The 16,265-nt window shown below is 44.4% G+C and carries 14 protein-coding genes and 1 tRNA gene; 7 read left to right on the forward strand and 8 right to left on the reverse strand.

Going from position 1 to position 16,265, the window contains the following annotated elements:
• Positions 1-94: 94 nt before the first annotated feature.
• On the reverse strand, positions 95-916 hold the full coding sequence (locus NL647_RS19245) for a DUF2989 domain-containing protein (RefSeq protein ID WP_005444635.1): 822 nt from the start codon (positions 914-916) through the stop codon (positions 95-97).
• A 101-nt stretch (positions 917-1,017) separates the two neighbouring features.
• Between NL647_RS19245 and NL647_RS19250 the strand changes: the two genes are divergently transcribed.
• Entirely contained in the window at positions 1,018-1,302 is a 285-nt protein-coding gene (locus NL647_RS19250; RefSeq protein WP_005444637.1) for a YeaC family protein, read from the forward strand.
• Positions 1,303-1,374: 72 nt separating this feature from the next.
• On the opposite strand, the gene ansA is transcribed toward NL647_RS19250, so the two are convergent.
• Entirely contained in the window at positions 1,375-2,388 is a 1,014-nt protein-coding gene (gene ansA, locus NL647_RS19255; RefSeq protein WP_005444639.1) for an asparaginase, read from the reverse strand.
• A 112-nt stretch (positions 2,389-2,500) separates the two neighbouring features.
• A complete protein-coding gene (gene sppA, locus NL647_RS19260; protein ID WP_005444641.1) occupies positions 2,501-4,351 on the reverse strand; it encodes a signal peptide peptidase SppA in 1,851 nt (616 codons plus the stop codon).
• Between the two features lie 226 nt (positions 4,352-4,577).
• Between sppA and NL647_RS19265 the strand changes: the two genes are divergently transcribed.
• The 3 genes from NL647_RS19265 to NL647_RS19275 all read left to right on the forward strand — a co-directional run bounded on the left by NL647_RS19265 (position 4,578) and on the right by NL647_RS19275 (position 9,370).
• Positions 4,578-6,590, forward strand: a complete 2,013-nt coding sequence (locus NL647_RS19265; RefSeq protein ID WP_050908166.1) for an NADPH-dependent 2,4-dienoyl-CoA reductase — start codon at positions 4,578-4,580, stop codon at positions 6,588-6,590.
• A gap of 163 nt (positions 6,591-6,753) precedes the next feature.
• Positions 6,754-7,302: an NAD(P)H nitroreductase gene (locus NL647_RS19270; RefSeq protein WP_005444644.1), complete on the forward strand. Its 549-nt coding sequence runs from the start codon at positions 6,754-6,756 to the stop codon at positions 7,300-7,302.
• Between the two features lie 103 nt (positions 7,303-7,405).
• On the forward strand, positions 7,406-9,370 hold the full coding sequence (locus tag NL647_RS19275) for a DNA topoisomerase III (protein WP_253650567.1): 1,965 nt from the start codon (positions 7,406-7,408) through the stop codon (positions 9,368-9,370).
• Between the two features lie 353 nt (positions 9,371-9,723).
• Here NL647_RS19275 and NL647_RS19280 read toward each other — a convergent pair whose 3' ends face one another.
• Both NL647_RS19280 and NL647_RS19285 read right to left on the reverse strand, forming a co-directional pair.
• Complete coding sequence (locus NL647_RS19280; RefSeq protein WP_005444646.1) at positions 9,724-9,930, reverse strand: hypothetical protein; 207 nt, start codon at positions 9,928-9,930, stop codon at positions 9,724-9,726.
• A 151-nt stretch (positions 9,931-10,081) separates the two neighbouring features.
• The gene (locus NL647_RS19285; protein ID WP_017817825.1) at positions 10,082-10,771 is read right to left on the reverse strand and encodes an SDR family oxidoreductase; all 690 of its coding nucleotides are present in this window, start codon (positions 10,769-10,771) and stop codon (positions 10,082-10,084) included.
• 281 nt (positions 10,772-11,052) lie between these two features.
• Between NL647_RS19285 and NL647_RS19290 the strand changes: the two genes are divergently transcribed.
• Both NL647_RS19290 and NL647_RS19295 read left to right on the forward strand, forming a co-directional pair.
• Positions 11,053-11,976, forward strand: coding sequence for a histone deacetylase (locus NL647_RS19290; RefSeq protein WP_017189346.1), 924 nt, complete (start codon positions 11,053-11,055; stop codon positions 11,974-11,976).
• Positions 11,977-12,085: 109 nt separating this feature from the next.
• On the forward strand, positions 12,086-12,244 hold the full coding sequence (locus tag NL647_RS19295) for a hypothetical protein (RefSeq protein ID WP_253650568.1): 159 nt from the start codon (positions 12,086-12,088) through the stop codon (positions 12,242-12,244).
• A gap of 553 nt (positions 12,245-12,797) precedes the next feature.
• Here the strand turns inward: NL647_RS19295 and NL647_RS19300 are convergent.
• The 3 genes from NL647_RS19300 to NL647_RS19310 form a co-directional block, all read right to left on the reverse strand.
• Positions 12,798-12,888: transfer RNA gene (locus NL647_RS19300), tRNA-Ser, on the reverse strand.
• A 139-nt stretch (positions 12,889-13,027) separates the two neighbouring features.
• Positions 13,028-14,836: a DUF3413 domain-containing protein gene (locus NL647_RS19305; RefSeq protein ID WP_009698525.1), complete on the reverse strand. Its 1,809-nt coding sequence runs from the start codon at positions 14,834-14,836 to the stop codon at positions 13,028-13,030.
• 22 nt (positions 14,837-14,858) lie between these two features.
• The gene (locus tag NL647_RS19310) at positions 14,859-15,086 is read right to left on the reverse strand and encodes a YejL family protein (RefSeq protein ID WP_005444651.1); all 228 of its coding nucleotides are present in this window, start codon (positions 15,084-15,086) and stop codon (positions 14,859-14,861) included.
• An 85-nt stretch (positions 15,087-15,171) separates the two neighbouring features.
• Here NL647_RS19310 and yejK point away from each other — a divergent pair, with 85 nt between their 5' ends.
• A complete protein-coding gene (yejK, locus tag NL647_RS19315; protein ID WP_005444652.1) occupies positions 15,172-16,170 on the forward strand; it encodes a nucleoid-associated protein YejK in 999 nt (332 codons plus the stop codon).
• The last annotated feature ends 95 nt before the right edge of the window (positions 16,171-16,265 follow it).

Genomic DNA, 16,265 nt, shown 5'->3' on the forward strand with positions numbered 1-16,265 from the left:
GGACTGAAAGAATGTTTCATCCTTTCAATTAATATAAGACAAACGATTACTCTACAAATAAAAAAACTCCCTATATGAATGGGAGTTTTTTATTTTATAAATCGCTTGGAATCATCCTTGGTGAATAATTTCCTTTCTCTATTGCCTTAGATATTGATTTAGCAAGATCGTCTAATTGTTCATATTTCTCTGGCTGTGCAAAGTTGAACATGCGTTTTAACTGCTGCTCATCTGCAAGGGGAACATCGAAGCGTTTAGCCACCATTGCCCACAAGTACGCTTGTGCTTTGTTTCCCTGACCTTGGTTGATGCTTGCTAAGGATTTTAAAATCTCAGGGTTTAAGTTGTCCTCATTCGACATCGATAGTGAATTATGAAGTAATGTTAATGTTTTTTGCTGATCGCGGTTGGTATAGAACGTTGCCAAGGCGTATTGCATTTCTGCTGTATTCAGTTCTGGCGAACCTTCCATTTGTAAAAACTGTCGGCGAGCTTGTGTGTCACCTGTTTGCGACCATAAAAAATAGAGAGTGGCAGGGTCTTTTGTACCTTTGAGCTCATTCACAATGCGATCTAGTTCATCAATGCTGTGCACCAAGGCATCAAAGCGTTTACGCTTTAACGCACTTTGATCGATAGGCGTGATTTGCGAAGCGAGTTCTAGACACTTGCGGTACTCTGCCACCAAGCCATATTCGATCACTTGATTGGCTTCGGTCGGGCTCTTGAGCAATTCAAAACGATGCCAGACAAGATTCGTTCGCGGAATTCGACATTGACCATCGTCCATATTTAACTTCTCGCAGCGAAGTTTGGGGTTGTTTTGACACAATTCTTCCGTTGTGACATTGCCTTCAAAGCAGCCAGTTAATGTTAGGCTGAAAAGGCTTGCTAGTAACCAGTATGTTCGTTTCATGGTTTTGCTTGTGATCCGTTACACCAATTCATTTTCAGGTTCTTGACTCTGTTTTCTATACCGTTATGTTCTGTAAATAGAATGTAATAAGAAGGTACATTATGGACGCAGAACAATTATTAGATGCGATAACTCCAGAAGTCTATGATCGATTGGTTTACGCAGTAGAAACAGGTAGATGGCCCGAGGGTACACCACTTTCTCAAGAGCAGCGAGACTCATGTATGCAAGCTGTGATGTTGTATCAATCAAAACATAATACTGAAGCTCAACATATGACGGTTGCCGCTGGTGGTGAAATCAGCTTTAAGTCCAAGCAAGAATTGAAAAAACAGTTTAAACAAGAAGAGAGTGACATCGTTCGAGTTAATCCAAACCTCAACTGATTCACCTTTTAGATGTAAAAAGCCCAATCATTTCGATTGGGCTTTTTCGTGTTCGGTGGAGTCATGAACGTGTTATAGACTCATTTCACCTCGAAGCACTTCTTGCATCTTCAGTTTGATCTCTTCATACGACAAGTTTTGGCTTAGAAGATAGTGAAGTTTCGCAAGTGCCGCTTCTGGTGTCATATCAAAGCCGCTGATCACGCCAGAATCTGCCAGGGCACAACCTGTCGCATAGCCGCCCATGTTCACTTTACCTGCCAAACATTGAGTCAGGTTTACGACGATCACTCCACGTTCTGAGGCTTCTTTTAAATGGCCAAGTAGCTCAGGGTTTTGTGGTGCGTTACCTACACCGAACGTCAACAGGATCATAGCGTTAACTGGTTGGCGTAGCGTGTTCCGGATTACTTCGTGTGAAATGCCAGGGTACATGGTGATCACACCAATTGGCTGTGGTGTGATGTTGTGTACTTTGAACTCACCTTCTGGTTTTGCACCAACCGTAACATTGTTACTGATTTGGATATTGATCCCTGCTTCCAAAAGCGGTGGCAGGTTAGGTGAAGTAAAGGCATTGAATCCATCTGCGTGAGATTTGGTACTACGGTTACCACGCATCAACTGGTTGTTGAAGAACAGTGTTACTTCGTTGATTGGGTAGTTGGCCGCAATGTGCAGGGCATTAAGGAGGTTTGCTTGTCCGTCTGAGCGTAGCTCAGCCAACGGAATCTGTGAGCCTGTCACGATAACGGGCTTACCTAAATTTTCCAACATGAAAGACAGGGCTGAAGCGGTGTATGCCATGGTGTCAGTACCATGCAAAATCACAAAACCATCATATTTTTCGTAGTTGTCACGGATGTCGTCTGCGATTTGCTGCCAGTCAGCAGGCGTCATATCTGAAGAGTCGATCAGTGGTTCGTACTCGTGGATAGTGTATTCCGGCATTTCTGGACGGTGGAACTCGGGCATACTGGCTAGTTGCTTTTCCATAAAGCCAGCCACAGGCACGTAGCCGTGATCCGATTTTTGCATACCGATGGTGCCACCGGTGTAAGCGATGTAGATATGTTTTCTAGTCATCGTTCTACTTTACTTCATGTAGGGGAACAGTGGCGGGGATTATAGCGAAATGAAACCTAATAAAAAGGGGCATCTCGCACAGAGACGCCCCTTTTTGGCTAAGCTAGGAAAGCTATTGCACTTGGCAGTTCAAACAGAACGCATATTGACCTTTTGGATCGTTAAAGCTTTGCAGCATGCTTGCGTCTTGCTCAAATTGTTGAGCGACAGGTTGAAGGCTCTTTGGTAAAAACGCAGTCGCGTCGATACCGAGAGATACTTTGACCTGATTCATAAACTCTTGGATCAGTTGTTCTGTTGGCGATAGTGGCTCTTCGACCCAGTAGATATCGTAGTTGTCGACTTCTGCTAATTTCGCAGCCAGTTCTACCGCATCATCGAAGTCACCCATTTGGTCCACCAAGCCGAATGACATTGCGTCTTGACCTGTCCAAACTCGACCTTGCGCCACTTTGTCGACGTCTTCCACAGACATATCACGGTTGGACCCCACCAGTGAAATAAAGCGCTTGTAACCGTGCTCAATGCCAAGCTGGAATGCTTGAGACGCACCTTCAGACAATCCCGTTGTGATACCGTCACCTGAGAATGGTGAAGTGCCTACGCCATCGGTGCTGATACCAAGTTTAGTGAAGCCTTTTTCAAATGTAGTGATCACACTGAAGATACCAATTGAGCCTGTCAGTGTTGTTGGCTGAGCAACGATCTTGTCTGCGCTCATTGAGATCCAGTAACCACCTGAAGCAGCAAGGCTAGACATAGATACGACCACAGGTTTACCTGCTTCTTTAAGCGCTTCCACTTCATTACGGATCACTTCTGAAGCAAATGCACTACCGCCAGGGCTGTCCACTCGAAGTACGACTGCTTTTACCTTGTCGTCATTACGAGCTTGGCGTAGTAGGCTTGCAACCGTATCGCCACCAACAGTGCCACGTGGTTGCTGACCATCCATAATCGCACCGCTCGCGACGACAACAGCAATGTCATTTTCAGACGGCATTAAGTTAGGGCGCATGGTCGCTAGGTAATCGTAGTAACCAATTGCGTTGTAACTGTCCTTGCCATCACTACCAAATTCTTTTGCGAATAACTTTCGAACGTCTTGACGCGTTGCAAGTTCATCTACTAGACCCATTTTCACAGCAAGTTGTGCAAGATCACCATCAACGGATTTCATTTCAGCAAGGAGCTCATCCATTGTTGGGTTTAGTACTTTTGCATCAATGTTACGGTTAGTCGCAACGTCATCGACAAAGGCACTCCAAAGTTGCGTTATCCAGCGTGTTGCTGATTCTTTCGCTGCATCAGACATATCGTCACGGATGAAGGGCTCAATTGCGGATTTGTAGGTACCAACACGGAATACGTGTGTTGATACGTCTAGCTTCTCTAACAAGGTTTTGTAGTACATTGAGTAAGAGCTGTAACCCTTGATCAACACGCCACCATCAGGTGCTAGGAACACTTTATCTGCATAACTTGCCAGGTAGTATTGGCTCTGGTTGTAGAAGTCCCCGACGGCATAGACAGGCTTGCCTGACGTTTTAAATTCGTTCAACGCTTTGGCGATGTAGCGAAGCTTGGTCAGGTTGGTTTCCGGCATATCGCGTAAAGCTAGGACTAAGCCAGAAACTTTCGGATCGTCTTTGGCGTAACGAATGGTATCGACGATATCGAAGAGTACGTTTTCTTTCGGAATTTCGTTACCTAGGATTGAACCTGCGACGGAGTCCATCGGATTAACATAACGGCGCTGCTCAACGATAGGACCAGAAAGGTTCATCACAAGAGCCGATTCTTTTTCAACAGTAGGTTGACCTTCACCAGTGTATGTAAAAGCAAAGTAAAAGACGGCAATCATCACTAGGAAGATCAAATTTGCCAGAGCAAGTCTGACAAAGGTAATGGCTTTCCATATTCCCTTAAATATCAGACCAATAAATTGGAAGATTTTTTTCATCTTGTCTCCATAACGAGATAGTCATTCCCTAATATTACAAAGTATGGGGTCTTATCTCTAAGATCTCAAAAGATAACAATTTTTTTAGCTTATCACGCTCATTCAACAATTGGCATAGTTTAGCGCGAGATTGACGTGTGTTGCAAAAATGTAAACGCTTGTTTGATTTTTTGGTTTTTGCAGCGTACTGTGGTCAGACCACAACAATAAAAATGGATGTTTAGTGATGTCTGCCATGTACCCAAATTTGTTAAAACCATTGGACTTAGGTTTTACACAGCTACGAAACCGCGTCTTGATGGGATCAATGCACACCGGTTTAGAAGAACACAAAGAAGGACTACAAAAGCTTGCGGCGTTCTATGAAGAGCGTGCGAAGGGCGGTGTAGGTCTTATCGTGACGGGTGGTTTTTCTCCAAACTTACGTGGTCGACTACACCCTTTGAGTGCTGAGTTTAGTAAGCCGAAACACGCTAAAGCACACCAGGTTGTGACAGAAGCCGTACATAAACATGGTGGTAAAATCGCTTTGCAAATTCTTCATGCCGGACGTTATGCGATGCACCCATTCGCGCAAAGTGCGTCGGGAATCAAAGCTCCGATCGCAAAATTTGCACCTAGTGAAATGAGCGAACGTCAGATCAAAAAGACCATCGACGCTTTTGCTAACAGTGCTGAATTGGCACAGCTTGCGGGTTACGATGGCGTGGAGCTGATGGGCTCTGAAGGTTATTTGATTAACCAGTTTTTATGTAAGCGCACCAACATGCGTTATGACGAGTGGGGCGGCAGCTACAAAAAACGCATGCGTTTCCCGGTTGAAATTGTCAAAGCGGTGCGCAAAGCGGTTGGTGAAAAATTCATTATTATTTTCCGACTCTCTATGCTTGATTTGGTTGAGCAAGGCAGCACCTTTGATGATGTGATTGAACTGGCAAAGGCACTAGAAGAAGCGGGTGTAACCATCATCAATACGGGTATCGGTTGGCACGAGGCTCGTATCCCAACGATTGCGACTCAAGTTCCGCGAGGTGCGTTTACTTGGGTTACTGAAAAAGTCAAACCTCACGTTTCGGTTCCTATTATTACTTGTAACCGAATTAATACCCCTGACGAAGCTGAACGTATTCTCTCTTCTGGACACGCTGATATGGTATCAATGGCGCGACCTTTCTTAGCTGATCCTTACTTTGTCGCTAAGGCTGAACAAGAGAAGTCCCAATTGATTAATACTTGCATTGGTTGCAACCAAGCGTGTCTGGATAACGTGTTTAAAGGCAAGCGAGCGAGCTGTTTGGTCAATCCGCTCGCCTGTTATGAAACAGAAATTGTCGTAGAACCAGCATTCAAGAAGAAAAACATTGCCGTTATTGGGGCGGGTCCTGCCGGTCTTGCGTGTGCTACTACATTGGCTGAGCGTGGACACAAAGTGGATCTGTTTGAGAAAAATGACCGCATTGGAGGGCAGTTCCGCTTAGCGATGCAAATCCCGGGCAAAGAAGAATTCCGTGAAACGATTCGTTACTTTGCAAATCGCATTGAGGAGACGGGCGTTAACCTTCACCTAGAAACAGAAGCTAACTATGACTTATTGACCGAATACGATGAAGTGGTGATGGCTTCGGGTGTAGAGCCTCGTAAAGTTAAAATCGATGGCATCGATAATCCAGAAAAAGTGATCGACTATCAAACACTCATTCGAGATAAAACTCCTGTAGGTGAGAAAGTTGCCATTGTTGGGGCTGGTGGTATTGGTGTCGATGTAGCCACTATGCTCACTGAGCCAGTTGGTCAGACGCTGGATGATTGGCTACACGAATGGGGAATCGACAAAGAGATGTCTCAACCGGGCGGTTTATACCCTTATCCCGATGCTGTTAGTGATAAAGAAGTATGGGTTCTACAACGTCGTAAAGGTCGTGTCGGGAAAGGTCCGGGTAAAACTACGGGTTGGATTCATAAACGCACATTAGAGAAACGCGGTGTTCACTTATATGGTGGCGTGTCTTACGACAAGATAGATGATACTGGTTTGCACATTCATGTGAATGGCAAAGAACAATTGTTAGCTGCAGATAAAGTGGTGATTTGTGCCGGTCAAGAGTCGGTTCGTCCATTTGAGGAGAAGTGGCACGAGCTTGGTGAAAAACTGCATATTATTGGCGGCGCAGATCATGCAGGAGAACTTGATGCGGTACGCGCTATCCGTCAAGGCGTCAAACTTGCTGTAAAACTGTAGTTATCTGTGACGGATCTTTTTCATTCTTAACCTTTTGTGGCTGCGCCTTGTGCGCAGCTTTTTTTATGGTTTTAAACCCTATAAAACAGAGTGTTATTTGCCAAAGTGGATTATGCTAAAGTGAACGCGTAAAAATAATAACTCACCTAATAAGGACTTGTTCATGGAAGCTCTCGATCTTTTGCTCAACCGCCGTTCTATTGCCAAGTTGTCTGAGCCTGCACCAGAAGGGCAAGCTCTAGAAAATATCATTCGTGCAGGTCTGCGAGCGCCAGATCACGCAGGATTGACGCCTTGGCGTTTTGTTATTGCTCAAGGGGATGGTCTTAAAAAGTTGTCAGATATCCTTGTGAGAGCAGCAGAAGCTGAAAACAGCGAAGACGCGGTGATAGAAAAAGTGAAAAACGCGCCTTTTCGCGCGCCTATGGTTATCACTGTGATCGCTAAAGTGACAGAACACGAAAAAGTCCCAGAACTGGAACAATATCTGTCTGCAGGTTGTGCGGTGCAAGCGATGCAAATGGCGGCGGTTGCCCAAGGTTTCCAAGGCTTTTGGCGTTCAGGAAAGTGGATGTTCCATCCAGAAGTACATCAAGCGTTTGGTCTTGAAGGCAAAGACCAAATCGTAGGTTTCCTGTATTTAGGCACCCCTGGTTGTACGCCAATGAAAGTGCCAGAGCGTGAACTGTCTCAATTCGTTGAGTTTCAATAATCTAGAATCGTGACCTTATCACTGTTCATCTGTACAGTTTTTCTTGATTTGTTAGGGGGACATTAGATAATGTCCCCCTCATTGTTTTGATTTTCTGAACTTTATGTCTCGTCTGTTTATTGCTGAAAAACCAAGTCTAGGTCGCGCTATAGCGGCTGCGTTGCCAAATCCTCAAAAGAAAGATCAAGGCTTTATCCGCTGTGGAAACGGTGATGTCGTAACTTGGTGTATTGGTCACCTGTTAGAGCAAGTAGAACCTGACGCTTATGACGAACGGTATAAGAAATGGAATCTGGCTGATTTACCGATTGTTCCACAGCAATGGCAACTGAGACCGAGGAAGAGTGCCAGTAAACAACTCACAGTGATCCGTAAACTTCTCAAAGAGGCTACGGAGGTCATTCATGCAGGAGACCCTGATCGAGAAGGGCAACTGTTAGTGGATGAGGTTCTGGACTATTGCAAACTCTCCAAAACCAAAAAAGAAGCCACTCAACGATTGTTGATTTCGGACTTGAACTTGCCTGCAGTAAAACGAGCCTTAAGCTCGATGCGCAGTAACCGCGACTTTATTCCTCTTTCTGTTTCTGCTTTGGCGCGTTCTCGAGCCGATTGGCTTTACGGAATGAACATGTCGCGTGCTTACACTTTGCTGGGCCAAAAAGCGGGCTATCAAGGTGTTTTGTCAGTAGGGCGGGTGCAAACTCCAGTGTTAGGTCTGGTGGTGCGTCGTGACGAAGAAATCGAGAACTTTGTGCCGAAAGACTACTTCACGCTGCATGCTTTAATTCCATATCAAGATCAAAATGGTTCGTTTGATATACGTGCGCGTTGGAAACCTAGTGAGGCGTGTAAACCATGGCAAGACGAAGAGGGGCGTGTTCTGAGTAGAAAGCTCGTAGAGAACGTGGCGAATCGCATTGCCAATCAGCCCGCCAAAGTGACCGAGTCAGAACAAAAGCAAACCAAACAATCGGCTCCGCTTCCCTATTCACTATCTGCGTTACAAATCGATGCTGCTAAACGTTATGGGATGAGCGCACAACAAGTACTAGATACCTGTCAGGCTCTCTATGAAAAACATAAGTTGATCACTTACCCGCGTTCGGATTGTCGTTACTTGCCTATGGAGCATTACGCACAAGCGGGTTCTGTTACCTCTGCTATCTCCAACAATGCCAAAGAGCTACAAAGTGCGGTGCAAGGTGCGGATTTGTCAATTAAGTCCAAAGCGTGGAACGACAAAAAAGTTGATGCTCACCACGCAATCATCCCAACGCCTAAACAAGCAAATGTGAACGCGTTGTCAGGTAATGAGATGAAGGTGTATCAACTCATTGCACGTCAATATTTAATGCAATTCTATCCAGCTGCCGTTTACGCAGAAGCGAAGCTTATATTTGATATCGCTGGTGGCACGTTTATCGCTAAAGGTCGCCAGTTGGTTTCTCCGGGATGGAAAGCACTCATGGGGAAAACGGACAAAGAGGACGAGGGCATCGATGCTGTACCGCCATTACAAGAAGGTACGGTACTGGCGTGTCGGGAAGGGGAAATTAAAGACCGTAAGACAGAACCTCCAAAGCATTTTACTGAAGCGACATTGCTGCAAGCGATGACTGGGATTGCGCGTTACGTAGCAGACAAAGAACTGAAGAAGATCTTACGCGATACAGACGGTTTGGGAACAGAAGCGACCAGAGCCGGAATTTTAGACACCTTGTTTAAGCGCCAACTTTTAACGCGTCAGGGAAAGTCGATTTTAAGCTCACCAGCAGGTCGTGGTTTGATCCATGCTTTGCCGATGGACTCGACTTATCCCGATATGACAGCACATTGGGAACACCAATTGCAGGGTATGGCAGAGCGAAATCAAGCTTATCAACCTTTTATGCAGGCGTTAGAGCAACGTATCGATGGTTTGATGGGCGAGGTGAAGTCCGGTCCTATTCCAGATTCTTTACGTCACCTTCCTAAGGTCGAGCGTCCTGCATTTAAACGCAAGAAGCGCAGCTATTCCAAAAAGAGCCCATCAAAGTCGAGTACAGGCAAACGTATACCCAAGTGACTTCAAGATGCAGGATTCAGAGCGTTGTCATTGATTCGAGGTCAAGGAAAACAACGCAGCGTAATAGCCAGCTCTTTCCAAGTTGTTTGACGCAGCCATTTGTTTGACTAAAAAAGCGAGTCAAAGATACGCTCCCAAAGGGCACTCTTTGCAAATATAAGGGTCTTGGCTTGTATACTTTGTTGCCGATTCTTGATTTAGACCCACTAAACCTTTAAATCGCCGTCGCGTCTACAAACCAAGTCATTCTCGCTGAACCTAGCATCTCGAGGTTACTTAGGTAGAAAGTGTCTAAATAATCAATAAGCGAAGCGGCACCTGGATTGCCGCTTTTTATCATTTATGGATCGCTGCTAATCAAATAGCTCCCCATTACTTTGTATCGCACCGCGCACATCATCTTGCGTTAAAACACGCTTTCCTAAATCTTGCTTTACTTGTCGTCCCAAGTCGACAAGCGTGTCTCGGTTCGCTTGAGTTTGACGTTTACCTGCACTTCTCAAGCAGTAATTGAGTTCATGATCTTCACTGAAATTGACCAGATCTTTATCTGCAGCCATGGTTACTCTCCTTAGTGGTCGATATCCTCACTAAGTCTGGATAGGAATGAGTGAAATTCAAGTAAAGTGATGAGATAAAGAAGGGGGGATAGAAAGATCACGACACGATTAGATTGTCGTGACCAAACTTTAAGCTATTGATTGCAAAAGATTACCAAGGAAGCATGGTTCCGTCGTAGTTGATGAACTGACCAGAGTTTTCCTGCGAGCTTTGCTCTATTACTTTTGCAAGACCTGCTGCGGAGGTTTGAGTATCGATAAGGGCGTTTGGTCCGCCCATTGCTGTTTGTACCCAGCCTGGGTGTAGGGCGAGTACGGTAAAACCTTCTCCTGTTAAATCATTACTTAAGCTTTTTACTACTGAGTTTAGTGCAGCTTTAGAAGAGCGATAGATGTAACCACCTCCAGAGGTATTTTCTGTCATGCTGCCAACTTTAGAAGAGATACATGCGATCTTCTTAGTTGTCCCTTTTTTCATTACAGGATAGAAGCTCTCGACAAGCTTTAAGGGCGCGATCGTATTTATCTCGAATACTTGACGCCATTCATCAACGTCTGTATTCCCAAAACCATAACCTTTCGGCCCGTAATACCCAGCATTGTTGATCAGCAGATCGATAGCAGGGAGTTGGTTAGCTAACTCAGTAACATCGTCGTAATTGGTGACGTCTAACTCATGCAAAGTTAACGTGTCATAGTTTGATGCTAACGCTTGCAGATCTTTGCTTTCTGCTAGATTGCGACTGGTCGCATGTACGTGAGCACCTTGTTGTAAATACAGTGTTGTTAGGCTCAAGCCTATGCCGCGATTTGCTCCGGTGATAAAGACTGTCTGACTCATGGGTGTGCCTATCTGTGTGATTCAATTAGGTGATATAGAAGTAAGATCATTGTGTTAGCTCAGAGCAATAAAATCAACCAGCCACCAAGCTCCAACCATCATTGACATGAAAAGCGATATCGCGCAAAAAGAGCCAAAGAAAGCGCCAAGGATCGTATATAACGTTTTGTTCATAATGAAAGGAAATTAATTGATATTGAAAATCATTATCAATTAATTTCCTTTTTAATCAACTCTTGGAGTTGGTACTATTTCACAATGATTGTTGAAAAGAATGTCTCATGTTGCCACTGATCTATCATCCCATCTACTCACAACTGGAACTGCCGGAAGGTCACCGTTATCCAATTATGAAGTACCAATACCTTTATCAAGCGGTGAAGGACAAGTTGGTTCAACAAGATTGGGGACAACATATCGAATTTTCCCAACCTCAACCGCTTAACGTGGATGAGATCAAGCTGGTTCATAGTGGGGAGTATGTGGATTTGCTTGTTAGTGGCGATATGCCGGCAGCTAAAATGCGTCGAATAGGATTTCCTTGGAGTGAGACCTTAGTATCGCGGACGCTTATGTCGACAGCGGGCACCGTTTTGACTGCAGAAAAGGCATTAGAGCACGGTGTCGCGATTCACCTTAGCGGTGGCTACCATCATGCGCATAAAGATTTTGGAAGTGGTTTTTGTCTATTCAATGATTTGGTGATCGCGGCAAAACACATGCTGGAGACAGAGCACGTAGACAAAGTGCTTATTATTGATAGCGATGTGCACCACGGTGATGGTACTGCAACTTTATGTGCAGACGAGCTTGATATCATCACCCTGTCTTTCCATTGTGATAAGAACTTTCCCGCGAGGAAACCGGATTCAGATCTCGACGTTCCGTTGAGCCGAGGAACCAGTGACGATACTTTCTTAATGACGTTTAAAGAAGTGGTTGAAATGGCGCTCAACCTGCACCGCCCGGATATGGTTATCTATGATGCGGGTGTAGATATACATACCGACGATGAACTTGGTTATTTTGACGTATCCACGCAAGGGATATATGAACGAGACCGTTTCATAATGCAGTTGATGAAAGATAAAGGGATTCCTGTTGCCGCTGTTGTTGGTGGTGGGTATCGAAGTAATCACTCAGATTTAGTACCCATTCACATGCAGCTTATCAATGCCGCAGAAAGCGTATATAAACCACGATAGTAGAACCAATGATTGTGAAAGGTGAGGCACTGATGTCTCACCTTTTTTATTGTGGCAAGCCTAAGACCTATACTTAAGGTGAGTATTGTCAAAAAAGAGGCGGCAGCGTATGGGTTTTACGGAAAAGCTGCGTTTGCGGGAGAAAGCAATCGAAGACCTATATTTTGCAGAAGTTGATAAAAAGTTAATCGAAGCTTTGCATGAAAAGCAAAATCAAGAAGGGTTAACCAAGTCGCGGGAATGCGATGAAGACGACATCGATAATTAACGGGTTTTACACTTGATTGGGATGTTAAGATGGGAATCCTTTCCCTTTTTATTTTCCTAGCCTTTGACGTTGTCTAAGCAACAAATAGATGGATTTAGCACATGCCAGAAAGAGAGCCTGTCATTTGCCGAGATAAATATTAGGCTAGCTGTAACCTTAGCAACAGTTATAAACACCTTATAATTCGCCTAATAATAAATGTAAGTCACTCTCAAGGTACACCTACACTTCAGGTTGTGGGCTTTTTTCTTATCAGTTGAGGAGTGATAAATGTTTGGAGTAGTGGCACTCTTTTTTGATTCGCATCGCAACGAACATTTCTAAGAGTGGCTACGTATCGAGGTTGTACTCAACTAAGGATTTAGAAATCCCGTAATTCTCCGAGCGCTAAAACGATAAAAGCTCGTTGATTTCTCGACGAGCTTTTTAAATGTGGCTGAGTGCGGGGACGCCTAGTCCGGGGTTGCGCTCAACTAGGGATTTAGAAATCCCGCAATTTTCCAAACGCTAAAACGACGAAAGCCCGCTGATTTCTCAACGGGCTTTCTAAATGTGGCGGAGAGATAGGGATTTGAACCCTAGATACGCTATTAACGTATGCCGGTTTTCAAGACCGGTGCTTTCAACCACTCAGCCATCTCTCCTTTGTTGAGGCGCATAATATAAGGCTTTGAAAATCTTGTAAACCCTAAAATGAATCGTTTGGACGTTTAGTGCACGATTTTGTGTTGTTTGTGGAGAAAAGAATCAAAAAAGCTCTCCGGGTGGAGAGCTTTTGTTCAATTAATTGCTTTTAGAATAGAAGCGTTGAAGCTCTGTCAAACCTTGCATTAGAACAGGCAGTTTAGGCGATGTTTCGCGCAAACGCTTGTAATTGTCATCGTACAGCTTGTAGTTACCAAACTTATCGATAACGGTCGTTTGAGAGCCGGTGATCAGTGCGATTTCACGTGTATCGCCGGCTAAGATCCAACGACGGCGACTTTCATCAAACAAATTACGCCCGCTGCTGTAATCGTATGGGTTTGAAGATACGCCCAGCATGTCTTGCAACAGTGTCACTGACAAGTCTAAGTGGCTTGTACTGTGGGTAAATTCCGCTGGTAGCATACCTGGCCAATGGATAACCATAGGCACTTGCAGTTGATATTTGCTGTAGTTGCTGTTTGCGCCCCAACTGTTGGTATTGGTTTCGTTGAACTCGCTACCATGGTTTGAGGTAATAACCACAATCGTGTTTGCAAGCAGTTGCTTTTCTTCTAGGTCTGCGATGATCTTCGCAACTGTTTTATCAGCCGATTTTACCGCTTGCTCGTAAGCTTGCTTGAATCGCTCGCTAGCAGGGAGCTCTTCATTCGCTGCCATCGTTTCTGATTCGAAGTTATCAACGGTTGTCACTTCAATGAAGCTAAACCAAGGCTGCTGGGCTTGCTCTGTTAGCCATGTGTTCCACGCAGAAATAGATTGTGGATCGGTATGAGCTTGGCTTCCATCGAGTGAGTTTGCCAAGTTTAAGCCGCGGAAGATAACTTCAGAATACAAGTCTTCTTCAAAGCCATTGCCACTGAATAAACCAAAGCTATAACCCTGATCTTTCAGTACATCTAGCATAACTGGTGCGCTACCTTGAGCTTTGATGCTACTTGCGTAGCTACTCGGTAAACCATAGAACAACCCAAATGCACCGTATGTATCATTGCTCGAACTGTAATGATTAACAAAGTTTTGATTGTCTTGTGCGAACTGGTACAAGCTCGGCATTTCGTCTTGGTTCAATGCGTCGGCACGTAAGTTGTTCACGCTGATCATCAGCACGTTTAACTTGTTAACACGACGATTGAATTCTAGCTTCTCTAGTGGGTAGCTTACTAAATCAATATTACCTTGGTTCTCAGCTAAGCGTTTTAGGTACTCTTCGCGGTCAAGAAGACCGTGTTTTTCCATAAAGCTCTTCGCTGTCATAGGGTATGACAGTGGGAAGTTAGAGCGTTGGCTGGTAATAGGATTGTAGAAGTAAGCATCAGCCCAGATGTAAACCAAATGGCTCGCGATGAAGCTTAAGAAGAACACGGCAGCCAATGGTCGACCAACGTGTTTATGAGAAAGTTTGCGCTGTTTACGCCATACCCATTCAGATAAAGCGAGTTGAACAAGGAAGATCAGCGGCATCACAACAAATAAATGTTGGAGATCTGAGCTGAGTGCGCTTTTGTCTTCGCTAAACAACAACTCCCAAACCACAGGGTTTAGGTGCAGATTAATTGATTGATACGCTTGAGTATCAATCAGCAGCACGGTTTGACCAACCGTAGCAAATATCACTGCCACCAAACGGAAGAGTTTCCTAGATGGCAGGACAAACGTCAGCGGAAATAGAACCAATAAGTACAGAGCAAAAACAAGAAAGCCAAAATGCCCCACCCACGAAACCGCCAAATAGAATTGACCCATCAGGGTTTCTGGCCAAGGCGATTGAACGATATAGCGTGTACCTATCAACATCGAAGCGACGATGTTGAAGAATGCAAACCAATGCCCCCAACCTACTAGTCGGGATACGCGTTCGCCGTATGAGTTTCCGCTGTCTACCATGTACTTGTTCTATTATCCGTTTTTAGTGTGATTTTGGCGCTTCAAGAGAAGACATCAGTGCCTGAGCAAATTTTTCAGCAATAACTTTGCGTTGTGAAGCAGCAACTTGTTGATTTAAGACATTGGTTGCGATATTTCCGGCAATCATTAGCGTCAACTCAGGAGAAGCAGCGTGTTTTTCAAGAACAGCACCCACTTCAGCAAGAATTTTCTCTACTTGTTCGTCAGTATATTTAGATGTAATCGGCATAAAGACTCTAATAATGATAGTAAAAGCGGCTTATGATAACCTACAATGCCCAACAACTTAAACCTTGTAGCAAGATAAAATCACTATGAGCCTTCATCTTTCAAACGTTATTCTGCATCAATTGTGCAAAAACGATCAGGACGAACTGGTTGTTAAACTTCGCCCGGCGTCGTTAGAAAACGATACCTCAACAGAAAACCTTGTCGCGGAACTGCATCGCGTATTCCATTCTAAAGCAGGAAAAGGCTTCGGCTCTTTCCAATCAGACAGCGAATTTCAGTTTTGGCTTCAAGAAATGCGCAAAGGAGAGAGAGATTTTTATGATTTCTCACAAATTAGTGCAAATCGCTTGAAAGAAGAGTTGATCAAGTACCCATTTGCTGACGAAGGTATCTTAGTCTTTGCTGAGTATCAGAGCTTGGCTACGGATTATTTATTTATTGGTATCTTACCAATGAACCAAAGCCTAAAAGTGACAGAAGGCTTAGATATCGATGCTACGGATTATTTAGACATCACTAAGATGGACATCGCGGCACGCATCGATCTATCGAGTTATGACACTGATCGTGATTCAAACCGTTACCTTTCTTACATCAAAGGTCGCGTAGGTCGTAAAGTGGCAGACTTCTTCTTGGATTTCTTGCAAGCGGATGTTGGTTTAGACACTAAACAGCAAAACCAAGTGCTGATGCAGGCGGTGGAAGATTTCTGTGCCGATTCTAAGTTAGAAAAGCAAGAAGCGAACGAATACAAAAAGCAGGTTTACAATTACTGTAACGAGCAAATTAAATCAGGCGACGAGGTGCAAATCTCTGAACTGTCTGGTGAGCTTCCTCCTAGCCAAGATGGTACTAGCTTTATGGATTTCACCAAAGAGCAAGGTTACGAGTTGGAAGAGTCATTCCCAGGCGACCGTTCTACAGTGCGTAAACTAACTAAGTACGTTGGTGCTGGTGGCGGCTTAAATATTAGCTTTGATAGCCTGTTGCTGGGTGAGCGTATTTTCTACGATCCAGAGACAGACACGCTTACGATTAAAGGCACACCGCCAAACTTGAAAGATCAGTTGAGCCGTAATTAATTGAAAGAAGAGAGCATTGTGCTCTCTTTTTTTATGTGAAGTGTGCACACTAAAAGCGCAATTCATGGTATATGCTTGTTATTAATAGAGATAAT

It is taken from the genome of Vibrio sp. Y29_XK_CS5 (assembly GCF_024181835.1).
Classification (GTDB): Bacteria; Pseudomonadota; Gammaproteobacteria; order Enterobacterales; family Vibrionaceae; genus Vibrio; species Vibrio harveyi.

What these genes read in the sequence shown, in the direction of transcription:
- NL647_RS19245 (WP_005444635.1), bottom strand. Translation starts at nt 916, where the DNA reads ATGAAACGAACATACTGGTTACTAGCAAGCCTTTTCAGCCTAACATTA.
- NL647_RS19250 (WP_005444637.1), top strand. Translation starts at nt 1,018, where the DNA reads ATGGACGCAGAACAATTATTAGATGCGATAACTCCAGAAGTCTATGAT.
- ansA (WP_005444639.1), bottom strand. Translation starts at nt 2,388, where the DNA reads ATGACTAGAAAACATATCTACATCGCTTACACCGGTGGCACCATCGGT.
- sppA (WP_005444641.1), bottom strand. Translation starts at nt 4,351, where the DNA reads ATGAAAAAAATCTTCCAATTTATTGGTCTGATATTTAAGGGAATATGG.
- NL647_RS19265 (WP_050908166.1), top strand. Translation starts at nt 4,578, where the DNA reads ATGTCTGCCATGTACCCAAATTTGTTAAAACCATTGGACTTAGGTTTT.
- NL647_RS19270 (WP_005444644.1), top strand. Translation starts at nt 6,754, where the DNA reads ATGGAAGCTCTCGATCTTTTGCTCAACCGCCGTTCTATTGCCAAGTTG.
- NL647_RS19275 (WP_253650567.1), top strand. Translation starts at nt 7,406, where the DNA reads ATGTCTCGTCTGTTTATTGCTGAAAAACCAAGTCTAGGTCGCGCTATA.
- NL647_RS19280 (WP_005444646.1), bottom strand. Translation starts at nt 9,930, where the DNA reads ATGGCTGCAGATAAAGATCTGGTCAATTTCAGTGAAGATCATGAACTC.
- NL647_RS19285 (WP_017817825.1), bottom strand. Translation starts at nt 10,771, where the DNA reads ATGAGTCAGACAGTCTTTATCACCGGAGCAAATCGCGGCATAGGCTTG.
- NL647_RS19290 (WP_017189346.1), top strand. Translation starts at nt 11,053, where the DNA reads ATGTTGCCACTGATCTATCATCCCATCTACTCACAACTGGAACTGCCG.
- NL647_RS19295 (WP_253650568.1), top strand. Translation starts at nt 12,086, where the DNA reads ATGGGTTTTACGGAAAAGCTGCGTTTGCGGGAGAAAGCAATCGAAGAC.
- NL647_RS19305 (WP_009698525.1), bottom strand. Translation starts at nt 14,836, where the DNA reads ATGGTAGACAGCGGAAACTCATACGGCGAACGCGTATCCCGACTAGTA.
- NL647_RS19310 (WP_005444651.1), bottom strand. Translation starts at nt 15,086, where the DNA reads ATGCCGATTACATCTAAATATACTGACGAACAAGTAGAGAAAATTCTT.
- yejK (WP_005444652.1), top strand. Translation starts at nt 15,172, where the DNA reads ATGAGCCTTCATCTTTCAAACGTTATTCTGCATCAATTGTGCAAAAAC.